This window comes from Gammaproteobacteria bacterium (assembly GCA_016195665.1).
Taxonomy (GTDB): Bacteria; Pseudomonadota; Gammaproteobacteria; order SURF-13; family SURF-13; genus JACPZD01.
This window is the reverse complement of record JACPZD010000001.1, coordinates 174,082-193,769: the sequence shown is the minus strand read 5'-3', so window position 1 is coordinate 193,769 and position 19,688 is coordinate 174,082. Positions and strand designations below refer to the sequence as shown.

At 58.6% G+C, this 19,688-nt stretch carries 16 protein-coding genes; 7 read left to right on the top strand and 9 right to left on the bottom strand.

The features are described 5' to 3' along the window. Nucleotides 1–8 precede the first annotated feature (8 nt). Nucleotides 9–446 (bottom strand): DUF721 domain-containing protein, encoded by a 438-nt coding sequence (locus tag HY028_00980; protein ID MBI3343447.1) that lies wholly within the window; start codon nt 444–446, stop codon nt 9–11. A gap of 102 nt (nt 447–548) precedes the next feature. On the opposite strand from HY028_00980, the gene secA reads away from it, so the two are divergent. The 3 genes from secA (at nt 549) to HY028_00965 (ending at nt 7,994) form a co-directional block, all read left to right on the top strand. Beyond that, nucleotides 549–3,266 (top strand): preprotein translocase subunit SecA, encoded by a 2,718-nt coding sequence (gene secA / locus HY028_00975; GenBank protein ID MBI3343446.1) that lies wholly within the window; start codon nt 549–551, stop codon nt 3,264–3,266. 580 nt (nt 3,267–3,846) lie between these two features. Beyond that, complete coding sequence (locus HY028_00970) at nt 3,847–6,750, top strand: ribonucleoside-diphosphate reductase subunit alpha (protein MBI3343445.1); 2,904 nt, start codon at nt 3,847–3,849, stop codon at nt 6,748–6,750. 95 nt (nt 6,751–6,845) lie between these two features. Next, nucleotides 6,846–7,994 carry a ribonucleotide-diphosphate reductase subunit beta gene (locus HY028_00965; GenBank protein MBI3343444.1) on the top strand — a complete coding sequence of 383 codons (1,149 nt, stop codon included), beginning with the start codon at nt 6,846–6,848 and terminating at the stop codon, nt 7,992–7,994. 612 nt (nt 7,995–8,606) lie between these two features. Here HY028_00965 and HY028_00960 read toward each other — a convergent pair. The 7 genes from HY028_00960 to ccsA all read right to left on the bottom strand — a co-directional run bounded on the left by HY028_00960 (nt 8,607) and on the right by ccsA (nt 14,934). Then, the gene (locus tag HY028_00960; protein ID MBI3343443.1) at nt 8,607–9,365 is read right to left on the bottom strand and encodes a slipin family protein; all 759 of its coding nucleotides are present in this window, start codon (nt 9,363–9,365) and stop codon (nt 8,607–8,609) included. Nucleotides 9,366–9,516: 151 nt separating this feature from the next. Then, complete coding sequence (locus HY028_00955; GenBank protein MBI3343442.1) at nt 9,517–10,860, bottom strand: nodulation protein NfeD; 1,344 nt, start codon at nt 10,858–10,860, stop codon at nt 9,517–9,519. Between the two features lie 60 nt (nt 10,861–10,920). Continuing rightward, nucleotides 10,921–11,556, bottom strand: a complete 636-nt coding sequence (locus HY028_00950) for a class I SAM-dependent methyltransferase (GenBank protein ID MBI3343441.1) — start codon at nt 11,554–11,556, stop codon at nt 10,921–10,923. Between the two features lie 25 nt (nt 11,557–11,581). Further along, nucleotides 11,582–12,076 carry a polymer-forming cytoskeletal protein gene (locus tag HY028_00945; GenBank protein ID MBI3343440.1) on the bottom strand — a complete coding sequence of 165 codons (495 nt, stop codon included), beginning with the start codon at nt 12,074–12,076 and terminating at the stop codon, nt 11,582–11,584. Between the two features lie 345 nt (nt 12,077–12,421). Then, on the bottom strand, nt 12,422–12,781 hold the full coding sequence (locus HY028_00940) for a hypothetical protein (protein MBI3343439.1): 360 nt from the start codon (nt 12,779–12,781) through the stop codon (nt 12,422–12,424). A gap of 23 nt (nt 12,782–12,804) precedes the next feature. Next, complete coding sequence (locus tag HY028_00935) at nt 12,805–14,088, bottom strand: HlyC/CorC family transporter (GenBank protein MBI3343438.1); 1,284 nt, start codon at nt 14,086–14,088, stop codon at nt 12,805–12,807. Between the two features lie 33 nt (nt 14,089–14,121). Beyond that, nucleotides 14,122–14,934 carry a cytochrome c biogenesis protein CcsA gene (ccsA, locus tag HY028_00930; protein MBI3343437.1) on the bottom strand — a complete coding sequence of 271 codons (813 nt, stop codon included), beginning with the start codon at nt 14,932–14,934 and terminating at the stop codon, nt 14,122–14,124. 284 nt (nt 14,935–15,218) lie between these two features. Between ccsA and HY028_00925 the strand changes: the two genes are divergently transcribed. From HY028_00925 to hflD, 4 genes are all read left to right on the top strand, one after another. Next, nucleotides 15,219–15,665 carry an NUDIX hydrolase gene (locus HY028_00925; protein ID MBI3343436.1) on the top strand — a complete coding sequence of 149 codons (447 nt, stop codon included), beginning with the start codon at nt 15,219–15,221 and terminating at the stop codon, nt 15,663–15,665. Then, nucleotides 15,610–16,278, top strand: coding sequence for a hypothetical protein (locus HY028_00920; GenBank protein ID MBI3343435.1), 669 nt, complete (start codon nt 15,610–15,612; stop codon nt 16,276–16,278). Before HY028_00925 ends, HY028_00920 begins: the two co-directional genes overlap by 56 nt. A 40-nt stretch (nt 16,279–16,318) precedes the next feature. Beyond that, entirely contained in the window at nt 16,319–17,425 is a 1,107-nt protein-coding gene (mnmA, locus tag HY028_00915; GenBank protein ID MBI3343434.1) for a tRNA 2-thiouridine(34) synthase MnmA, read from the top strand. A gap of 174 nt (nt 17,426–17,599) precedes the next feature. After that, a complete protein-coding gene (gene hflD / locus HY028_00910; protein MBI3343433.1) occupies nt 17,600–18,226 on the top strand; it encodes a high frequency lysogenization protein HflD in 627 nt (208 codons plus the stop codon). Nucleotides 18,227–18,332: 106 nt separating this feature from the next. Here hflD and HY028_00905 read toward each other — a convergent pair whose 3' ends face one another. Further along, complete coding sequence (locus tag HY028_00905) at nt 18,333–19,382, bottom strand: ABC transporter ATP-binding protein (protein ID MBI3343432.1); 1,050 nt, start codon at nt 19,380–19,382, stop codon at nt 18,333–18,335. Between the last annotated feature and the right edge of the window lie 306 nt (nt 19,383–19,688).

Here is a 19,688-nt window from a genome sequence, read left to right as displayed (position 1 = left end):
GGCCGAATTTATTCGGCCTTGTTTCTCCCAGCCAAACGCTCCAACACGGCCCGCAATTCAACATCCTCCGTGCTTTCCGCCGCCCTCCGCAAGGTTGTGGCGGCGCTTTGTGACAGTTGCGGTCCGTGACGAGGAGCCGCCTCGCGGGTCACATTGACCGGGTTCACCTTAATACGCAGTGTACGCAACTCCGGGAACCCCCGGTCACGCAAGATCTCCAGCATAGCGCCGGTCTGAAAGCGCAGCTTGGCGGCCCACACCGGCGAATCGGCGATCACGATGACGGTATCCCCCTTGAGATTGGCGACCCGGCAGTGCTCGCGCAAAGAGGCCTCGAGCCGGTTGCACAGCGCCTCATTCGCCTTGGCTACCCGCGCGCCATGGGCGAGTAATTTATCCAGTTCGCCGCTATGCAGCAGTTGTTCCAGTGATTTAGCCGCGCTCATCAGTCCAGGCCTTGGCAAAGTGCTATAATGCCCCGATTATAAAGCCTGTCAAAGTCCTCATACTACCCTTAATCTCCCTCCGTTAAATCTTAAATCAGAGCTATGGCGAGCAAACTTTTAACCAAGATCTTCGGCAACCGCAACGAGCGACTGTTGAAGCGTATGGTCAAGACGGTGGCGCAGATCAACGCGCTGGAGCCGCAGTTCGCCGCACTCACCGATCAGGAGCTGCGGTCCAAGACCTCCGAATTCCGCGACCGCCTGGCGCAGGGGAAAACCCTGGACGATCTGCTGCCCGAGGCCTTTGCCGCGGTGCGCGAGGCCGGGAAGCGGGTGCTCGACATGCGCCATTTCGACGTGCAGTTGATAGGCGGCATGGTGTTGCACCAGGGCAAGATCTCCGAGATGCGCACCGGCGAGGGCAAGACCCTGGTCGCCACCCTGGCGGCCTATCTCAACGCCCTGTCAGGCGCGGGGGTGCACGTAGTCACGGTGAATGACTATCTCGCCAAACGCGACGCCAAGTGGATGGGGCAGATTTATGAATTTCTGGGCATGACCACCGGCGTGGTGGTGCCTGGCATGGAGACCGATGAGAAGCGCGCGGCCTACGCGGCCGACATTACCTACGGCACCAACAACGAATTCGGTTTCGACTATCTGCGCGACAACATGGCCTTCACGGCCGTCCAGCGCATGCAGCGCAAACTGAACTTCGCCGTCGTGGATGAGGTGGACTCCATCCTGATAGACGAGGCGCGCACGCCGCTCATCATCTCGGGCCCCACCGACGAAAGCTCCGAGCTGTACACCAAGATCAACGTCCTGATTCCGCGTCTCACCAAGCAGCAAGCCGAAGACGGCCCCGGCGATTACTCGGTAGACGAAAAGGCGCGGCAGGCCTTGCTGACCGAAGAGGGTCTCAGCCGCGTGGAGCAATTGCTGGTAGAGGCTGGCATCCTCACCGAACACGAGAGCCTCTACGACCCCGCCAACATCCGGCTGATGCATCACCTCGACGCGGCGCTGCGCGCCCATGCACTGTTCCAGCGCGATGTGGATTACATCGTCAAGGATAATCAGATCATCATCGTGGACGAGTTCACCGGGCGCACCATGCCGGGCCGGCGCTGGTCGGAGGGCCTGCACCAGGCCGTCGAGGCCAAGGAGGGCGTGGCGATCCAAAACGAGAATCAGACGCTCGCCTCGATCACCTTCCAGAATTACTTCCGTTTGTATCGGAAGCTCTCCGGCATGACCGGCACCGCCGACACCGAGGCCTACGAGTTCCAGCAGATCTACAATCTGGAAGTGGTGGTGATTCCCACCCACCGGCCCATGATCCGCAAGGACTACAGCGATCTCGTTTATCTCACCGCCAGAGAAAAATTCAACGCCATCATCCAGGACGTCAAGGATTGCCTGGCGCGCCGACAGCCGGTGCTGGTGGGCACGGTCTCCATCGAGACCTCGGAATATTTGTCCAATCTGCTCGACAAGGAAAAGATCAGGCACCAGGTGCTGAACGCCAAGTTCCACGAGAAAGAGGCCGAAATCGTGGCGCAGGCGGGTCGGCCCGGCACGGTGACCATCGCTACCAACATGGCCGGCCGCGGCACCGACATCGTGCTGGGCGGCAGCCTGCAGGCGGAGCTGGGCGCGCTTGCGCCGGAGACCGGTGAGAAGGAAAAGACGGAGCTGCGCACGGAGTGGCAGGCGCGTCACGATGAAGTGATCGCCGCCGGCGGCTTACACATCATCGGCACCGAGCGGCACGAATCGCGGCGTGTGGACAACCAGTTGCGCGGCCGCTCCGGCCGCCAGGGCGATCCCGGCTCGAGCCGTTTTTACCTGTCGCTGGAAGACAACCTGATGCGCATCTTCGCCTCGGAGCGCGTCGCCGGGCTGATGCAGAAGCTCGGCATGAACGAGGGCGAGGCCATCGAACACCCGTGGGTCAACAAGGCCATCGAAAATGCGCAGCGCAAGGTGGAAGGGCGCAACTTCGACATGCGCAAGCAGCTTCTCGAATACGACGACGTGGCCAACGACCAGCGCAAGGTCATTTACGAATTGCGTAACGATCTGATGGCGAAGGACGATGTCTCCGACATCGTCGCGGCCAACCGCGACGATGTCTTGAACGGGATCATAGACAGCCACATCGCGCCGCAGAGCATCGAGGAGCAGTGGGATGTGCAGGGGTTGGAGGAAGCGCTGGAGCGCGATCTGGGTCTCAGGCTCCCGCTCCGGCAGTGGCTGCACGACGACGAATCACTGCACGAAGAGACCCTGCGCAAACGCATCCACGACGAACTGAAGAAATCCTATAAGGCCAAAGAGGCGGTGGCCGGACCCGCGGTGGTGCGCCACTTCGAGAAGGCCGTGATGCTGCAAGTACTGGATGCCTTTTGGAAGGATCACCTCGCCGCGATGGACTATCTGCGCCAGGGTATCCATTTGCGCGGCTATGCCCAGAAAAATCCCAAACAGGAATTCAAGCGCGAGGCCTTTGAGTTGTTCGGGCAGATGTTAAGCCGCTTCAAACAGGAAGTCGCGCGCATCGTCTGTAAGGTGCAAGTGCGCGCCGAGGAAGACGTGCAGGCCGTCGAGGAACAGCGCCGCCGTACCGCCGCGCTGCAATTCACGCATGCCCCTGCGGCGACACTCAGCGAACAGCCGGAAGGGGGCGAGGCTACGGCGCCGCCCGAGCATCCGGCGGCCCCGTTTGTGCGTGAACACCCCAAGGTCGGCCGCAATGAGCCGTGTCCATGCGGTTCGGGGAAGAAATATAAACAGTGTCATGGGAAGTTGGCGTAGGGGTTGAGTCGCCTGCGGCGAAACGCGCGGCGCGGGGTAGCCACGTAAGTGGCCAAGCCTCCGGGACTACCTTCTTTTCCAAATCCATAAATAATTTACCGCAGAGGACGCAGAGGAATACCCTCAAGAAGGGTTTGTTTCTCCTCCGCGTCCTCCGTGGTGAAGCCTTTTCATCGCAAGGGACACAGGGGAGCTATCTATGGATATGCTCTAAGAACTTATCCATAAATAATTTACCGCAGAGGACGCAGAGGAATACCCTCAAGAAGGGTTTGTTTCTCCTCCGCGTCCTCCGTGGTGAAGCCTTTTCATCGCAAGGGACACAGGGGAGCTATTTATGGATATGCTCTAATGCTCGTCGCCGTAGGCGGTCCCAAAGCCCCCCTTTCCGGATCTTCCACACCCCCCTTGACACACTCCTCCCGATAGGAATAACCTGAGCTTACATACATCATATTGTGATGCTTGACGTCGCCAACCACATTTTGTAGTGTTAGTACAGACTGACGCAGCTACCTCAGCAGGCCACCGCAGTCAGCGGTACTTGAACTTGAATATTTGGCCTAACATCGGAGGAATTATGCAAACCCACATCCATTCGTTGCCCTCGGCCCGCACTGAGATTGTTGAATCCGGCATTAATAACGGCCACCCTCCCGGCTCCGAACTCAGCGCCACCGCCCCCGGCCAGTTTCGCGTGATCCGCCGCAACGGCAAGGCCACCACGTTCGACCCGAACAAGATCGCTATTGCCCTGACCAAGGCCTTTTTGGCCGTCGAAGGGGGTAGCGGGGCCGCCTCGGCGCGCATCCACCAAACCGTGCAGCATCTGGCCGCGCTGGTAAGCGAATCGCTCACCCGCCGCCTGCCCGGCGGGGGGACCCTGCACATCGAGGACATCCAGGATCAGGTGGAACTGGCCCTGATGCGCGCCGGCGAACACAAGGTGGCGCGTTCCTATGTACTGTACCGTGAACAGCGCGCCCAGGAGCGCGAACGCAAGCAGGCGATGGAAGCGCCGGCGGCGCCCTCTACCCTCCACGTCACGCTGGCCGACGGCGGCGCCCGGCCATTGGATCGGGTGCGCCTGCGCCAGGTGGTCGGCGAGGCCTGCCAGGGGCTCCAGGAGGTCTCGGCCCAGGCCATTATTGACGATACCCTGCGCAATCTGTTCGACGGCGTCTCCGAAGCGGATGTCGGGCGCGCCCTGGTCATGAGCGCGCGCGTCCTGATCGAAAAGGAGCCGAACTACACCTATGTCGCCGCGCGGCTGTTGCTCGACGACCTGCGCCGCGAGGCCTTGAGTTTTGTGGCGCAGAGCAGCAGCGCCGCCACTCACGCCGAGATGGGCGAGCGCTACGCCGGTTATTTCCAGGACTACATCCGCCGCGGCGTGGAGCTGGAACTGCTCGACCCGCGCCTGCAGCAGTTCGATCTGGACTGCCTGGGCCAGGCGCTGGTCGCCGAGCGCGACATGCAGTTCGGCTATCTCGGCCTGCAGACCCTGTATGACCGCTATTTCCTGCACTCCGAGGGCGTGCGCTTCGAGTTGCCGCAGGCCTTTTTTATGCGCGTGGCGATGGGCCTCGCCATCAATGAGCTGGACCGCGAGGCGCGCGCCATAGAGTTTTACAATCTGCTGTCCAGCTTCGACTTTATGGCCTCGACGCCGACCCTGTTCAACGCCGGTACGCTGCGCCCGCAGCTCTCCAGTTGTTACCTGACCTCGGTGCCCGATCACCTGGACGGCATCTACAGTGCGATCAAGGATAACGCCCTGCTGTCCAAGTACGCGGGCGGCCTGGGTAACGACTGGTCGCGGGTGCGCGCGCTCGGCGCCCACATCAAGGGCACCAACGGCAAATCGCAGGGCGTGGTGCCGTTCCTGAAGGTCGCCAACGACACCGCCGTGGCGGTGAACCAGGGCGGCAAGCGCAAGGGCGCGGTGTGCGCCTATCTCGAGACCTGGCACCTCGACATCGAGGAATTCCTGGAACTGCGCAAGAACACCGGCGATGAGCGCCGCCGCACCCACGACATGAACACCGCCAACTGGGTGCCGGATTTATTCATGAAGCGCGTGCACGAAAACGGCGAGTGGACGCTGTTCTCGCCCGACGAGGCGCCCGACCTGCATGACCTCTATGGCAAGGCCTTCGAGCAGGCCTATGTGCGCTACGAGGAATTGGCGGCACAGGGCAAGCTCAAGGTCTTTAAGCGCATCGGCGCTGTGGCGCTGTGGCGCAAGATGCTCGGCATGGTGTTCGAGACCGGCCACCCCTGGATGACCTTCAAAGACCCCTGCAACCTGCGCAGCCCGCAGCAGCACGCCGGCGTGGTGCACAGCTCCAACCTCTGCACCGAGATCACCCTCAACACCTCCGACGCCGAGATCGCGGTATGCAATCTGGGCTCGGTCAATCTGGTTGCCCACGTCACCCCGCGCGACTCCAGGGATGGAGGAGCGAGCGAACAGGTTGGGCTCGATACCGACAAACTCGCCCGCACCGTGCACACTGCGATGCGCATGTTGGATAACGTGATAGACATCAATTATTACAGCGTACCGCAGGCGCGCCGCTCCAACCTGCGCCACCGGCCGGTGGGGCTCGGCATCATGGGTTTCCACGACGCCCTCTATAAGCTGCGAACCCCTTACGCCTCGCAACAGGCCGTCGAGTTCGCCGACCGCTCCATGGAGGCGGTGAGCTACTACGCCATCCACGCCTCCACCGAGCTCGCCGCCGAACGCGGCAGCTACGAGAGTTACAAGGGTTCCTTGTGGAGCCGCGGCATCCTGCCGATAGACAGCATCCGCCTGCTCGAGGAACAGCGCGACGGTTATCTGGAGGTGGATCGCAGCCAGAGCGCCGAACTGGGCCTCGATTGGGAAGCCCTGCGCAAACGGGTGACGACCGTCGGCATGCGCAACTCCAATTGCCTGGCGATCGCGCCGACCGCCACGATCTCCAATATCTGCGGCGTGACCCAAAGCATCGAGCCCACTTATCAGAACCTGTTCGTGAAATCGAACCTGTCGGGCGAGTTCACCGTGACCAACCCCTATCTGGTGCGCGACCTCAAGGAGCGCGGCCTGTGGGACGAGGTGATGGTGCACGACCTCAAATACTTCAACGGCGTCGTGCAGCGCATCGGCCGCATTCCCGATGACCTGAAGGTGCTCTACGCCACCGCCTTCGAGATCGAACCGCAGTGGCTGATTGAGGCCGCTAGCCGCCGCCAGAAGTGGCTGGACCAAGCGCAGTCGCTGAACTTATATATGGCCGAGCCCTCCGGCCGCAAGCTCGATGAGGCGTACAAGCTCGCCTGGTTGCGCGGCCTCAAGACCACCTATTACCTGCGCACCATGGGCGCCACCCACGCCGAGAAGTCCACCATCAGCGACGGCGCGCTTAATGCGGTGAGCACGCCGCTTCCCGGCGTATGTGCGATAACCGACCCGACGTGCGAGGCATGTCAATAAAACAGATACAAGTGACAAGGTACAAGAGAAAAGTAATGTAGGTTGGGTCAGGGTACGCAAGTGCCGGACCCAACAAAAATTCAGGAGAAACAATCATGTTGAGATGGGATGAACCGAACACAAACCTGCAACCTGCGCTGCGCGGTATGGATGCCGTCATGGCTGAGTCCGCGCCTGTTGCCATGTCTCCGGGCGCAGCGCCGGAGGCAGCCCTGGAGATGGGCGCCTCGCGCATCCGCGTGGACGATAAAATGATCATCAACTGCCACGCCGACCTCAATCAACTGGTGCCCTTCAAATACACCTGGGCGTGGGATAAATATCTGGCCGCCTGCAACAACCATTGGATGCCGCAAGAGATCAACATGTCGGCCGACATTGCGCTGTGGAAAACGCCCAACGGCCTCACCGAGGATGAGCGGCGCATCATCAAGCGCAACATGGGTTTTTTCTCCACCGCCGATTCGCTGGTCGCCAATAACCTGGTGCTGGCGGTGTACCGCCACATCACCAACCCGGAGTGCCGTCAGTATCTGCTGCGCCAGGCCTTCGAGGAGGCGCTGCACACCCACGCCTACCAGTACATCGTGGAGAGTCTGGGGCTGGACGAGGCCGAGGTCTTCAACATGTACCGCGAGATCCCCAGCGTGCATGATAAGGCCGCCTTCAGCCTGCCCTTCACGCAGGAACTCGCCGACCAGAATTTCAAGACCGGCGCCGCCGAGGCCGACCAGCGGCTGTTGCGCAACCTGATCGGCTTTTACGTCATCATCGAGGGCATCTTCTTCTACGTCGGCTTCGTGCAGATGCTCTCCTTCGGGCGGCGCAACAAGATGGTCGGCGCCTCCGAGCAGTTCCAGTACATCCTGCGCGATGAAAGCATGCACATGAATTTCGGCATTGACGTCATCAACCAGATCAAACTCGAAAATCCTCATTTGTGGACGCCCGAATTCCGCGAAGAAATCGCGGCGCTGATCCGCACCGCCGTGGACCTCGAGTACCGTTACGCCGTGGACACCATGCCGCGCGGGGTGCTGGGCTTGAACGCCGCGATGTTCAGCGACTATCTGCACTTTATCGCCAATCGCCGCTGCGCGCAGATCGGCTTGCTTGCGCAATACCCCGGCGCCGCCAATCCGTTTCCGTGGATGAGCGAAATGCTGGATCTTAATAAAGAGAAAAACTTCTTCGAGACGCGCGTGATCGAGTACCAAACAGGCGGGGCGTTGAATTGGGATTAAGGTGCGCGGAAAACGTGCATGTTGGCGCATCTATTGCACGGATATGTCCGCACCTTTTGGCAGCTCGTCGTCTTGAGCTGTTGTAGTCGCTGTAGCAGTAGTCATTAACATCAACTAAAAGGAAGGAGGTGATTATTATGCCAGTGAAGAAAGCAAAAAAGCCTGCTGCGAAAAAAACCGCTGCTAAAAAGTCAGCAAAGGCTAAGAAGAAGTAAAGTAGTTGCCGGCTGGCAGGGTGTCATAAGCACCCTGCTAGTGCGGTATAGACGCGAGGCGTCGTTTTACTGCGACGTTGTACTTTACAGATCCATCTCCTGATATCTCAGCAGTTCCTTGAGAACGCTCAAGTTTTTCCAAAGCAGGCCGCTATTAACCAACATGGATGTTTTGTAAGGCATCCTGATGTGTTTGTTAAACCAGATAAAAGGAGATGACAATGCCTGTACGTAAAATGAAGACCGCAATGAAGAAGAAACCCGCTGTGAAAAAGGCGAAAGCCAAGAAGAAGTAAGGCAATACCCGAACCGGGCGGGTAAACATCCACCCGGTTCGGTATCCCCCGCATCGCACGCCTAGCTGAACTAGGCGCTCGGACTGTAAAGCTGTTCTCTATTATGTCTGAGGCCTTCTTACCGCATCCAAAAACGACGAGATGAGATCCATGGGTAAGGGGAAAATGATAGTCGAGCTCCTTTCGCCGGCGATCTCGGTGAGCGTCTGCAGATAACGCAGTTGCAGAGACTGCGGGCTCTGACTGATGAGTTGGCCCGCCTGGACCAGTTTCTCCGCGGCCTGCAATTCACCCTCGGCGTGGATCACCTTTGCGCGCCGTTCCCGTTCCGCCTCGGCCTGGCGGGCGATGGCGCGCACCATGGTGGGATCAATGTCCACGTGTTTGATCTCCACGGTGGCGACCTTGATGCCCCAGGCGTCGGTGGCGGCGTCGAGGATTTTTTGAATATCGGCGTTGAGTTTGTCGCGTTCGGCCAGCATCTCGTCGAGTTCGTGTTTGCCCAATACCGAGCGTAAGGTGGTCTGCGCGAGCTGGCTGGTCGCCATGTAATAATCCTCCACCTGGATGATGGCGCGCGCCGCGTCAATCACGCGAAAGTAGACCACCGCGTTGACCTTGACCGAGACGTTGTCGCGCGAGATGACATCCTGCGCGGGGACATCCATGACGATGGTGCGCAGGTCCACCTTGACCATCTGCTGGATGCCGGGGATGATGATGACGAGCCCCGGTCCCTTGACCTTCCAGAACCGCCCCAGTTGAAACACCACGCCGCGCTGGTATTCGCGCAGGATGCGGAAGGAACTTACCAGCAGGGCAATGATGACGAGTATTAAAAATCCTGTCGGAATGGCCATGTCATGTCTCCAAATTTAGGGAAACCCTGAAAAATATATCGTCAACCGCCAAGACGCCAAGGTTCCCAAGAAAAAAGAAGCTTGAGTTGTAAGGAAAAATCTTAGCGTTCTTGGCGTCTTGGCGGTTCAGCATGAATAAATCAGAAATTGCTTAGGATTCGGCACGAACTATAAGCGTAAGGCCCTCTCTAGCGGTGACACGCACCTTTTGACCGGTGCGCAAGGGAACATCGCTGCGCGCCTGCCAATCCTCGCTGTGCACCCTGACGCGCACCACGCTGTCAAACGCCTCGATCACCTCGCCCCGGCTGCCGATCAATTCTTCCGCGCCGCTCACCACCGGCCGCTGACGCGCCTTGAGCGCAAGCTGTACGACCAGCATGATAAACCCCGCGCTCAACAAGGCGACGGCGCCTATCAACCAGGGGTCTATTTGAAATCCCGGCGTGTCGGTATCCCAGAGCATGATCGAGCCTATCACAAAGGCGATCGCGCCGCTGATGCCCAATATCCCAAAGCCTCCGACAAACGCCTCGGCCACCATGAAGGCAATGCCTAAAATGATCAGCCCCAGTCCCGCATAATTCACCGGCAGAACCTGAAAGGCGTACAGGGCCAATAATAAACAGATGCCGCCGACCACGCCGGGCAGGACATAACCCGGGTTCCATAATTCAAAGAACAGGCCGTAGATGCCGAGCAGCATGAGGATGTAGGCCACGTTCGGGTCGGTGATGACGGCCAGCAAGCGGCTGCGCCAGTCGGGTTCTAGGGTGATGACGGCAAGTCCGACGGTGCGCAAGGTGATCTCCGCCCCGAGGACATCCACCTTGCGTCCGTCGAGTTGGGCGAAGAGATCGTTCATATCCTTCGCCAGCAGGTCGGCGACGTTTTGCCGCACGGCTTCCTCGGCGGACAAGCTCGCGGCTTCGCGCACCGCCCTTTCGGCCCATTCGACATTGCGGCCGCGCAGTTGCGCCAGGCTGCGGATGTAGGCGATGGCGTCATTCACCTGTTTTTGCTTGAGGGCGTCGTCGGTCTTCTCGCCGGACTCGTCTTTTTTATCCTTCTTGTCCGGCTGACCGAAATCGTCGGGATTGGGCACGCCGCCGATCTGTACCGGCGTGGCCGCACCCAGGTTGGTGGCGGGCGCCATGGCGGCAATGTGACTGGCATAGAGGATATAGGTGCCGGCGCTCGCGGCGCGCGCCCCGCCGGGCGCGACATAGGACACTACCGGCATCTTCGCCGCTACGATATCGGCAATAATCTTGCGCATGGCGGTGTCCAGCCCGCCCGGCGTGTTCATGCGCAAGATCACCAGCGCTGCATTCATGTCCGCGGCCTTTTGCAAACCGCGGTGTACGTAATCGCTGGTCGCCGGACCTATCGGGCCGTCTATTTCCAGCACCACCGCTTGGCCCGTTGCAGCACCGTCACCCCACAGCGGATGGGTGATAAGCAGCAGAACCCACATGAGATATATGCGCGACATAGATTGACGCACCAGACTCGCAGATCTATCCCACTAAGCCCTTGGCTACTCAGGACAGACCTAACCGTGTATAAACAAAAATTCCTGCATGCCGCTGCGGAGTTGAAAGTTGTTGGCGATTTGAAATCCCTGCATCAACAGCTTCAGGTCGCGCGGCTTATACTCTATGCTCGGCCGCAAATCCGAAGAATCCGTCTCGTAGACCAGGTTTTCCTTGTCCAAAATCCTGAACAGGATGGGCCGCGCGGGTATTTGATGGTGCGTCGCAACAAGACTGAACAGCAGGGTACCACGCTGGCAAAATCGCGTGAGATGTTTGAGTAAGGCCTGCAACTCGTGACGCGGAAAATAATTGAACAGATCCCAACACAGAATCACATCGAAGCGGATGTCTGCAGCGTAGGGTAACAGCTTTTGATAGAGCTGCTCGGGCGATGGAGTTTCCGCCTCGGTGGCAGCAAGTTCTTCGGCGACGCTTTGATAAAAAGCCTCGATGTAGAGTTTGCAGCGAAACTGCGAAAAGAATTCGACGTTGGCGCCCAGCGCGGGACCGAGGTCGAGGATGTGATATTTACGGTCGTGACGCAGGCGTTGACAAAGCGCGGCCAAGGCGAGGGACCTGTGCGTGATACAAATCTCCTCCGTTGAGGCCTCATGCGCCTCGCTCTCCTCCGCCCTCACTGAAAGCGAATTCATCGAGCCCCCTATCCGCGCCAGACCGTCAGCTTCTTACGCCGAGACCCTTGACCTGATCTATCGAAGACGCCGCGGGTTTTGCTTGAGCCGGCATTTCACTCAAGCTGCGTTGATGCTCGGCGGGTTTCTGATCCATATCTATGCTGCCCTTGAACTTGGCGCCGTCTTCCAGCGTGACGCGCGGGGAAACGATATTGCCGCGCACCTGGCCCGACTTGCGGATGATGAGCTGCTCATCGCTAAAAAGATTACCGTTGACTTCGCCTTCAATCACGATAGCCTTGGCGTAGATGTCGGCCTTGATATGGCCGTCCTTCCCAATGGTGACCTTGTGTTGCTTGAGATCAATCTTACCCTCGACGCGGCCCTGAATGAGCAGGTCTTCTTCGCCGCTGAGATCGCCGCGGATGGTGATCGAGGAGCCTATGGTCGCGCACTGTTCGCGCGTCATCACGGGGGTGTGGGCCGGGAGTGCAGCGTCGGCCCTTTCGGGGTGATCCGGTTCCGCCTTCTTCCACATCGTCGTACCCTCCTAAGGTGGCAAAACTAACCTAACTCTAGGAGCGTACAACCGAAAAGTCAAGATTCCGACGCACAGGGATGTGCTAGTGTCGAGGGAGGCAGGATGCCGGGAGCGACCGACGCACTGGGGGGGTTACTCATATAAGTCAGTAGGTAAGACTACACTTTCCATCGCGTCCCCGCCCCCTATGTAGGGGGGTGAGGCAGCGAGGCTGCCGAACGGGTGCACAGGGATGTGCACCCTGGACTTTTGCGCGGCGCAGGAAGCACAGCGCAAAAGACAGGGTGGGGGCAGGTAAAACAGGGTATTTACTCAGGAGTCACATCATAAAGAATTGTAACCTTACTTTGTGACTCCTGAGTAGCTGTACATCTCTTTTTTATCATTAAGCCTCAACCAGCCTTTTATAATGCGATACAGAATCCAGATGAAGTCCGCAGCGAAGATAAATATTCCTATAAATATAGGAAAGGTGATAACCCCGATCACTGACCAGAGCAGGCCGTACCAGAAGGTTCTGATCTGCCAGCGGAAGTGCGACTCCAGCCAGGTGCCCTGCACGTCCTCTCTTTTCACATAATTAATGATGACGGCGGCGATGAAGGTGACGCCCAGAAAAAAACTCGCCGCCTGTAAGGCATAGACCAGGATGGTGACATTGATGAGGGGCTGCAAATCGGTTTGTGTGTGAGCATCTGTCATGGCGGTCTTCGTTTGCATCGTATCTACTGTTCTTCATGCTCTTCTTTTATACGTAATGCCGGATTGATCTTCACCATCTTCACGGCGTTTTCCGTGGTCTGGATGATGTCTATGGGATACCCGGCCAGACGCAGACTGGTGCCGGGCGCGGGAATGGTCTCCAGATATTCGAGTATCAGACCGTTGAGCGTTTTGGGTCCATCGGTGGGAAGATCCCAGTGCATCATTCTATTAAGATCACGAATATTGGTACTGCCGTCCACCAGATAGGTGCCGTCTGTCTGCGGATACACATCGCTGACGGTGGCGTAGGGGTCGGAGGTGAATTCTCCGACGATCTCCTCCAGTATATCCTCCAATGTCACCAGGCCCTGGATGTCGCCGTACTCGTTCACTACCAGGCCGATGCGGCGTTTCTGGCGCTGAAAGTTCAGTAACTGGGTATTGAGCGGCGTGCCCTCGGGGACGAAATACGGGTCCTTCATGACCTCCTTGAGCGCCTCCTTGTTGAAATCCTCGCGCGACATCAGGCGCAGCGCCTCACGCAGATGCAGTATCCCTACCACATTGTCTATGCCGTCGCGGTAAACCAGCAGGCGGGTGTGCTGGCTGGATGTCAACTGCGCGAGGATCTGTTCCCAGTCATCATTGAGATCCAGGCCCACAATCTCGTTGCGCGGCACCATGATGTCTTCCACCGTTATCTTTTCCAGATCCAGAATGCTGAGCAGCATTCTCTGGTGACGTTGCGGAATCAGGGCGCCGGCCTCGTTCACCACGGTGCGCAGTTCTTCATGACTTAGATGGTTTTTTTCACTCGCCCCGATAGACACTCCCAGCAATTTCAGCACGCCGTTCGAGAGGGCGCTCACCAGCCACACCACCGGATAAAGCAGCTTAAGCAAGGGGCGCAGCACATAGGCGGCAGGGAAGGCGACGCGCTCCGAGTAGAGCGCGCCGAGCGTCTTGGGCGCCACGTCGGTGAAGATGGTCCCGACGATGGTAAGCAGGCCCACCGCAATGGCTGCACCGGCCTCCCCCAACAGTTGCAAACCGATAACGGTGGCGACGGCGGTGGCCAGATTGTTGGCGAAGTTATTGCCCAAAATCAGCAGGCCGATCAGGCGATCGGTGCGCTGCAACAACGCCTGCGCGTGTATCGCCCCGCGATGTTTGATCTTGACGAGGTGCCGCAGGCGGTAACGGTTGAGGGTCAGCAATCCGGTTTCGGAGCCGGCGAAGAATGCGGCCAGAAAAATCAGAAAGACCAGTGCGCCGATCAGCACACCTAGAGGGATATCATTCATAGATTCTCAACAGCATTCTTCCTGCCAGTGTTTTCATTTGATTCCCAACACCAGTTCCAACACCAGTTTACTGCCGATATAGGCAAGCACCAGCACGAAGAAACCGCCCAAGGTCCAGCGTATCGCCCTGCGCCCGCGCCAGCCGGAACGCCAGCGGCCCCACAGCAGGATACCGAACACGATCCAGGCCAGGATGGAAAGACTGGTCTTGTGCACCAGGTGCTGGGCAAAGATATTCTCCAGAAAGATCGCGCCCGTCAGCAGTGACAGGGTGAGCAGGATAAAGCCCACCGTCAGCACTTGAAAGAGCAGTTTCTCAGCGGTTTGCAGCGGCGGCAGGGCGCGGATGAAGCCGCCCGGATGTTTGTCGTGCAGGTGGATGTCCTGGATGGCGAGCAGTCCGGCCTGCACCGCCGCGATGCTTAGGAGGCTGTAGGCCAGCACCGAAATAATAATGTGGACATCCAGTCCGCTGAAGCCGGTGTGCAGCGACATGACGTGGTCGCTGGGAAACACGGCCGCCAGTATCAGCGCAAGCGCGGCCAGCGGCAACAGGGCTATGCCCAGATTTTCTATCGGCTTCACCAGCGCGGCGAGCAGCAGCAACAGCGCCATCATCCAGGTAAGCAGTGAGGTGGCGTTAAAAAACCCGAGATTGGCCCCCTGCGGAGTGATGATCGCCTGATACAGCACCAGGGCGTGCAGAATCACAGCGCCCATCCCCAGGAGCAGCAGCCGTGTTTTGCCAAAGGGCGCCGCCTGGCCGCGGGAAAGACGCATCCCCAGACCCACGCCTGCCGTCAAATACGCCGTAACGGCGAGGAAACTGATAATGGCTAGATTCATATTTTATAGAAACGTGCAGGGACCACGGCGGTTGTGCGGGCGTGAGTTAGGGAATCTCTGAAAAATACATCGCCAACCGCCAAGGCGCCAGGTTCACCAAGAAAAGTTTTCGAAAATCCCCTGACGGTTCTTGGCGTCTTGGCGGTCTAACATGAATAATCAGAGATTCCTCAAGGCGGTTTCCAGAGATTCTGATAAGAGTTGCCAAGGGAGTCAAGTTTTCGCGCGCGGCACATTTCGTCCCCAACCTCTAAGTCTGCGTTTTTTATGATATATTTGCAAATATGATTTGGAAGCCGAATGTCACCGTCGCGGCAGTGGTGGAACGTCAGGGACGATTCCTTATCGTGGAGGAGGACGCCGACGGCAAGCGTGTCTACAACCAGCCCGCCGGTCACCTCGATGAGGACGAGAGCCTGATTAAGGCGGTCACGCGCGAAACCCTGGAAGAGACGGCCTGGCATTTCGAGCCTACGGCACTGGTCGGCGTGTATCGCTGGAAAAACACCCACACCGGGACCACCTATCTGCGCGTCTGTTTTACCGGCGCCTGTCATGATGAGGAGACGGGTCGGCCCTTGGATGAGGGTATCGTGCAGGCGGTGTGGCTGAGCCGTGACGAGCTGACGGCGCTGGGCAGCCGGTTGCGCAGTCCTCTGGTGCTGCGCTGCGTGGATGATTATCTGGCGGGACGGCGTTACCCGCTCGACCTGCTGGTGGACATGCCATGATGCTCACGCCGACATGCGGGGCGTGACTCGAATCGTGTTGGTCAACCTCGCCAGCTTGGCGCAGCCGGTACTGGCCGACACCTTCGTAAGGCCGGATATCATCACCGACCCTACTCCTGCGCGCTTCTCAGTATGTTCCGAGCATACCTGCAAGCGTGTAACCGTGGTGGGCCTGCAACCCGAACAGTGGCAACGGGAACGCCGGCTGTTTCTGCCGCCCCCTCTCGATGCGGTACAGGAGCGGGAGCGTATCGCCCAGGCCATAGCTCTTATGGAGGCCATGGTCGGACCGCTCACCGGCACGGAACAAGATAAGGGCAGAAATTTTCAGGGCGTTGGGATTGAAGGCCAGATGGACTGCATTGACGAGTCCACCAACACGACGACCTATTTAACGATGCTGCTCAAGGACGGGCTGTTGAAGTGGCACAGTGTCGAAGACCGGGCCACCCGCGGTTTTTTTATCTTCGGCTGGCCGCATACCACGGCGGTGATACGCGAGGCCGGCAGCGACGCGTTGTTTGCCGTGGACTCGTGGTTTCTGGACAACGGCCAGCCGCCTTATATTCAGAAACTTGAAGACTGGCGGGACAAGAAGGATTTTGATGAGTAGCTTTGGCCCGTCTTCGGCGGCTTCGCGTCTTCAACACCAAATGACTGATAACCAAAACCTGCGCATCGTCGTCGGCCTGTCCGGCGGCGTGGATTCTTCCGTCGCGGCCTGGCTGTTGCTGCGGCAGGGCTTCGATGCGCGCGGGATGTTCATGAAAAACTGGGAGGGCGACGACGCCGACGACGCGTGCAACGCCGAGCAGGATTTTGCGGACGCCAAACAGGTCTGCGCGCAGATCGGTATCGCCCTGCACGCAGCGAATTTTTCTTCCGAATACTGGCAGCGGGTGTTCAGTTATTTTCTGGAGGAATACCGCGCCGGACGCACGCCGAATCCGGACGTGCTCTGCAACAAGGAAATCAAGTTCAAAAGCTTTCTGGATCACGCGCTGGAACTCGGCGCGGACAGGATCGCCACCGGCCATTATGCGCGTGTGCAAGAGCGAGACGGGATATTTCATCTGCTCAAGGCGCGCGACGGGAACAAGGATCAGACCTATTTTCTCTACACCCTCGGTCAGGCGCAGTTGGCGAAAGTATTGTTTCCTGTTGGAGAGCTTACCAAACACGAAGTCCGTGAGATCGCCGCCCGCCAGGGGTTTGTGAATCATGCCAAGAAGGACAGTACCGGCATTTGTTTCATCGGCGAGCGCAACTTCAAAAAGTTTCTCGGCCGCTATCTGCCCGCGCAACCGGGCGAGATCCGTACGGTTGACGGCGCGCTGATCGGCAGGCACGACGGGCTGATGTATTACACGCTCGGCCAGCGTCAGGGCTTAGGCATAGGAGGGCGGCGCAACGGCAGCGGCGACCCTTGGTATGTGGTGGATAAAGACATGGCGCACAATGCGTTGATCGTCGCGCAGGGCCATGACCACCCGTTGCTGTTCAGCAACCGACTACAGGCGGGCGATCTGCACTGGGTGGCCGGCGCCGCACCGCAGTTCCCCGCGTCGTGCACGGCCAAGACCCGCTATCGGCAGGCCGATCAATCCTGTGTCATTACCGCCATCAAGGACGGCATCTGTGAAGTGGCGTTTGATAACCCCCAGTGGGCCGTCACACCCGGTCAATCCGTGGTATTTTATCGCGACGCGGAATGTCTGGGCGGCGGAGTGATCCACGAGAAATCCCGGCTAAACGAATAACTCTATAAAAAGCTCTTGAACCGCAGAGGACGCAGAGAGTCTGTAGTAAAAACAATTGTGTATCTCGTTTCTCCACATCACCCGCTGGGTGAACGGGCTTGTGAAGCTAACCACTTAAATCCCTTTGTGTTCTCTGCGTCCTCTGCGGTGAAACGGCGTTTTTAGGATAACGACATGACCTCTTACACCGATCGAACCCTCGCCCTCGCCGGTATCTTGCAGGCCTGTCATCTGGTGCAGCAGGTGGCGCGCAAAAACACCTCCGGCAGCGCGGCGCTGGAGGCGAGCCTCGGCAGCGTGCTGAAGATAGACGCGGAAACCACCGCGTCTATCTATGGAGGCGCGGCAGGCGTTGCGCTGGGTCTCGAACGGGTGCGCGAGCAATTGGGTAAAGAAACTGCGCACAGAGATCTGGAGATGACCAAGTATGTCATCGGCGTCATGCATCTGGAGCGTCAACTGGCGAAACGCCCGGACATGCTTGACAAAATTCGCATAGGCGTCGAGAGGACTCAGGCGCAGACCGCACATTTCCAAATCACTCATACCAATGTCATTGCCGGTCTGGCGGGGATTTACAGCGACACGCTGAGCACACTCACGCCGCGCATCATGGTGCAAGGCGAGCAGGGCTATCTTTCCAGCCCCGACAACACCAACAAGGTGCGGGCCCTGCTGCTGGCCGCCGTCCGTTCGGCGGTGCTGTGGCGGCAGGTCGGCGGACGGCGCTGGCAGTTGATCTTTGCGCGCAGCGCTATCCTGCGGGAAGCTGAAATGCTCTTGCGTTCTTTGAACGTCTAAGGAAGCTCCGAAAAAAACTATCGCCAACCGCCAAGATCGCCAAGAAAAATCCTTGAATTATAGAGATAAGTCTTGGCGGTTCAATATAGATTGAACAAAGATCCCCTCACCCCTCACCCTTAAACGCCACGACGTGATCCACGTCGAGCTTGATACCTACCTTCTCACCGAGGGTATGATTGTGATGGCTGGGGAACAGGGACAGCACCTGGCTCCCGGTGGGCAGACGCAGCGTATACATGATCTCCGCGCCCTTGAAGGCCTTGTGGATGACCTCGGCGCGCATCTCGGCCGCGTCGTCGTGGATGATATCGTCCGGCCTGACCAACAGTTCCACCGTGGCGCCGCGCGGCCAATCATAGGTATGCTTGCCTTGTATGACGCCGAGCTCGGTGAGGATGGTGTTCTCGCTGAGCAGCCGGCCGCGTAGAAAAACGCCCTGTCCGATAAAGTCGGCGACAAAGCGATTGGCCGGCTCATGATAAAGGTTGTACGGCGTGTCCCACTGCAGAATGGCGCCTTCCGACATCACACCGATCCGGTCGCCGAGCGCAAAGGCCTCGTGCTGGTCATGCGTGACCAGAATTGCGGTGCTGCCCTGGCTTTTGAGAATGGCGCGCACTTCCATGCTGAGCCGTTCGCGCATGTCTACGTCAAGATTGGAGAACGGTTCATCCATCAGGATCAGCGCGGGCTTCGGCGCCAGGGCGCGGGCCAGGGCGACACGCTGTTGCTGTCCTCCGGAGAGTTCGTGGGGATAGCGTTCCTCAAGCCCCGCCAGACCGACCACACCGAGCAGCCGGGTGGCAATTTCCTGGTGAGCCTGCTTGGTGAGCCCGCGCAGGCCAAAGCAAATGTTATCGCTGACATTGAGGTGGGGGAAAAGGGCGTAGTCTTGAAACACCATCCCCATGTGGCGTTTCTCGGGCGGAAGCATGAAGCCCGGGCGCGACAGCGTCACGCCGCCCAGCGTAATCTCGCCGCTGACCACGGGCTCAAAACCGGCAATCGCGCGCAACGCGGTACTTTTGCCGCAACCGCTCGGCCCCAGCAGGCACACCAGATCCCCCTCTCCGACCTGCATGGAAAGATTACGCACGGCCACGAGATCGCCATAGCGGCACTCGATATTTTTGAGTTCAAGTAGAGTGGTCATGCGCCCTATGATAGCAAATTTGCGCGAGCCAGCCTGCATGCGCGCCGCGCCGGGACGGCATACTGCGCCAAACTAAGAGCATATCCATAAATAGCTCCCCTGTGTCTCCCTTGCGATGAAAAGGCTTCACCACGGAGGACGCGGAGGAGAAACAAACCCTTCTTGAGGGTATTCCTCTGCGTCCTCTGCGGTAAATTATTTATGGATAAGTTCTAAGAAGGAATCTCTGAAAAATTCACCCATGAATTTTTCAGAGACGAACCCTTCGCTTCGCTCTTCTCTGTATCGCAGGCGCCTCTGGCTAAG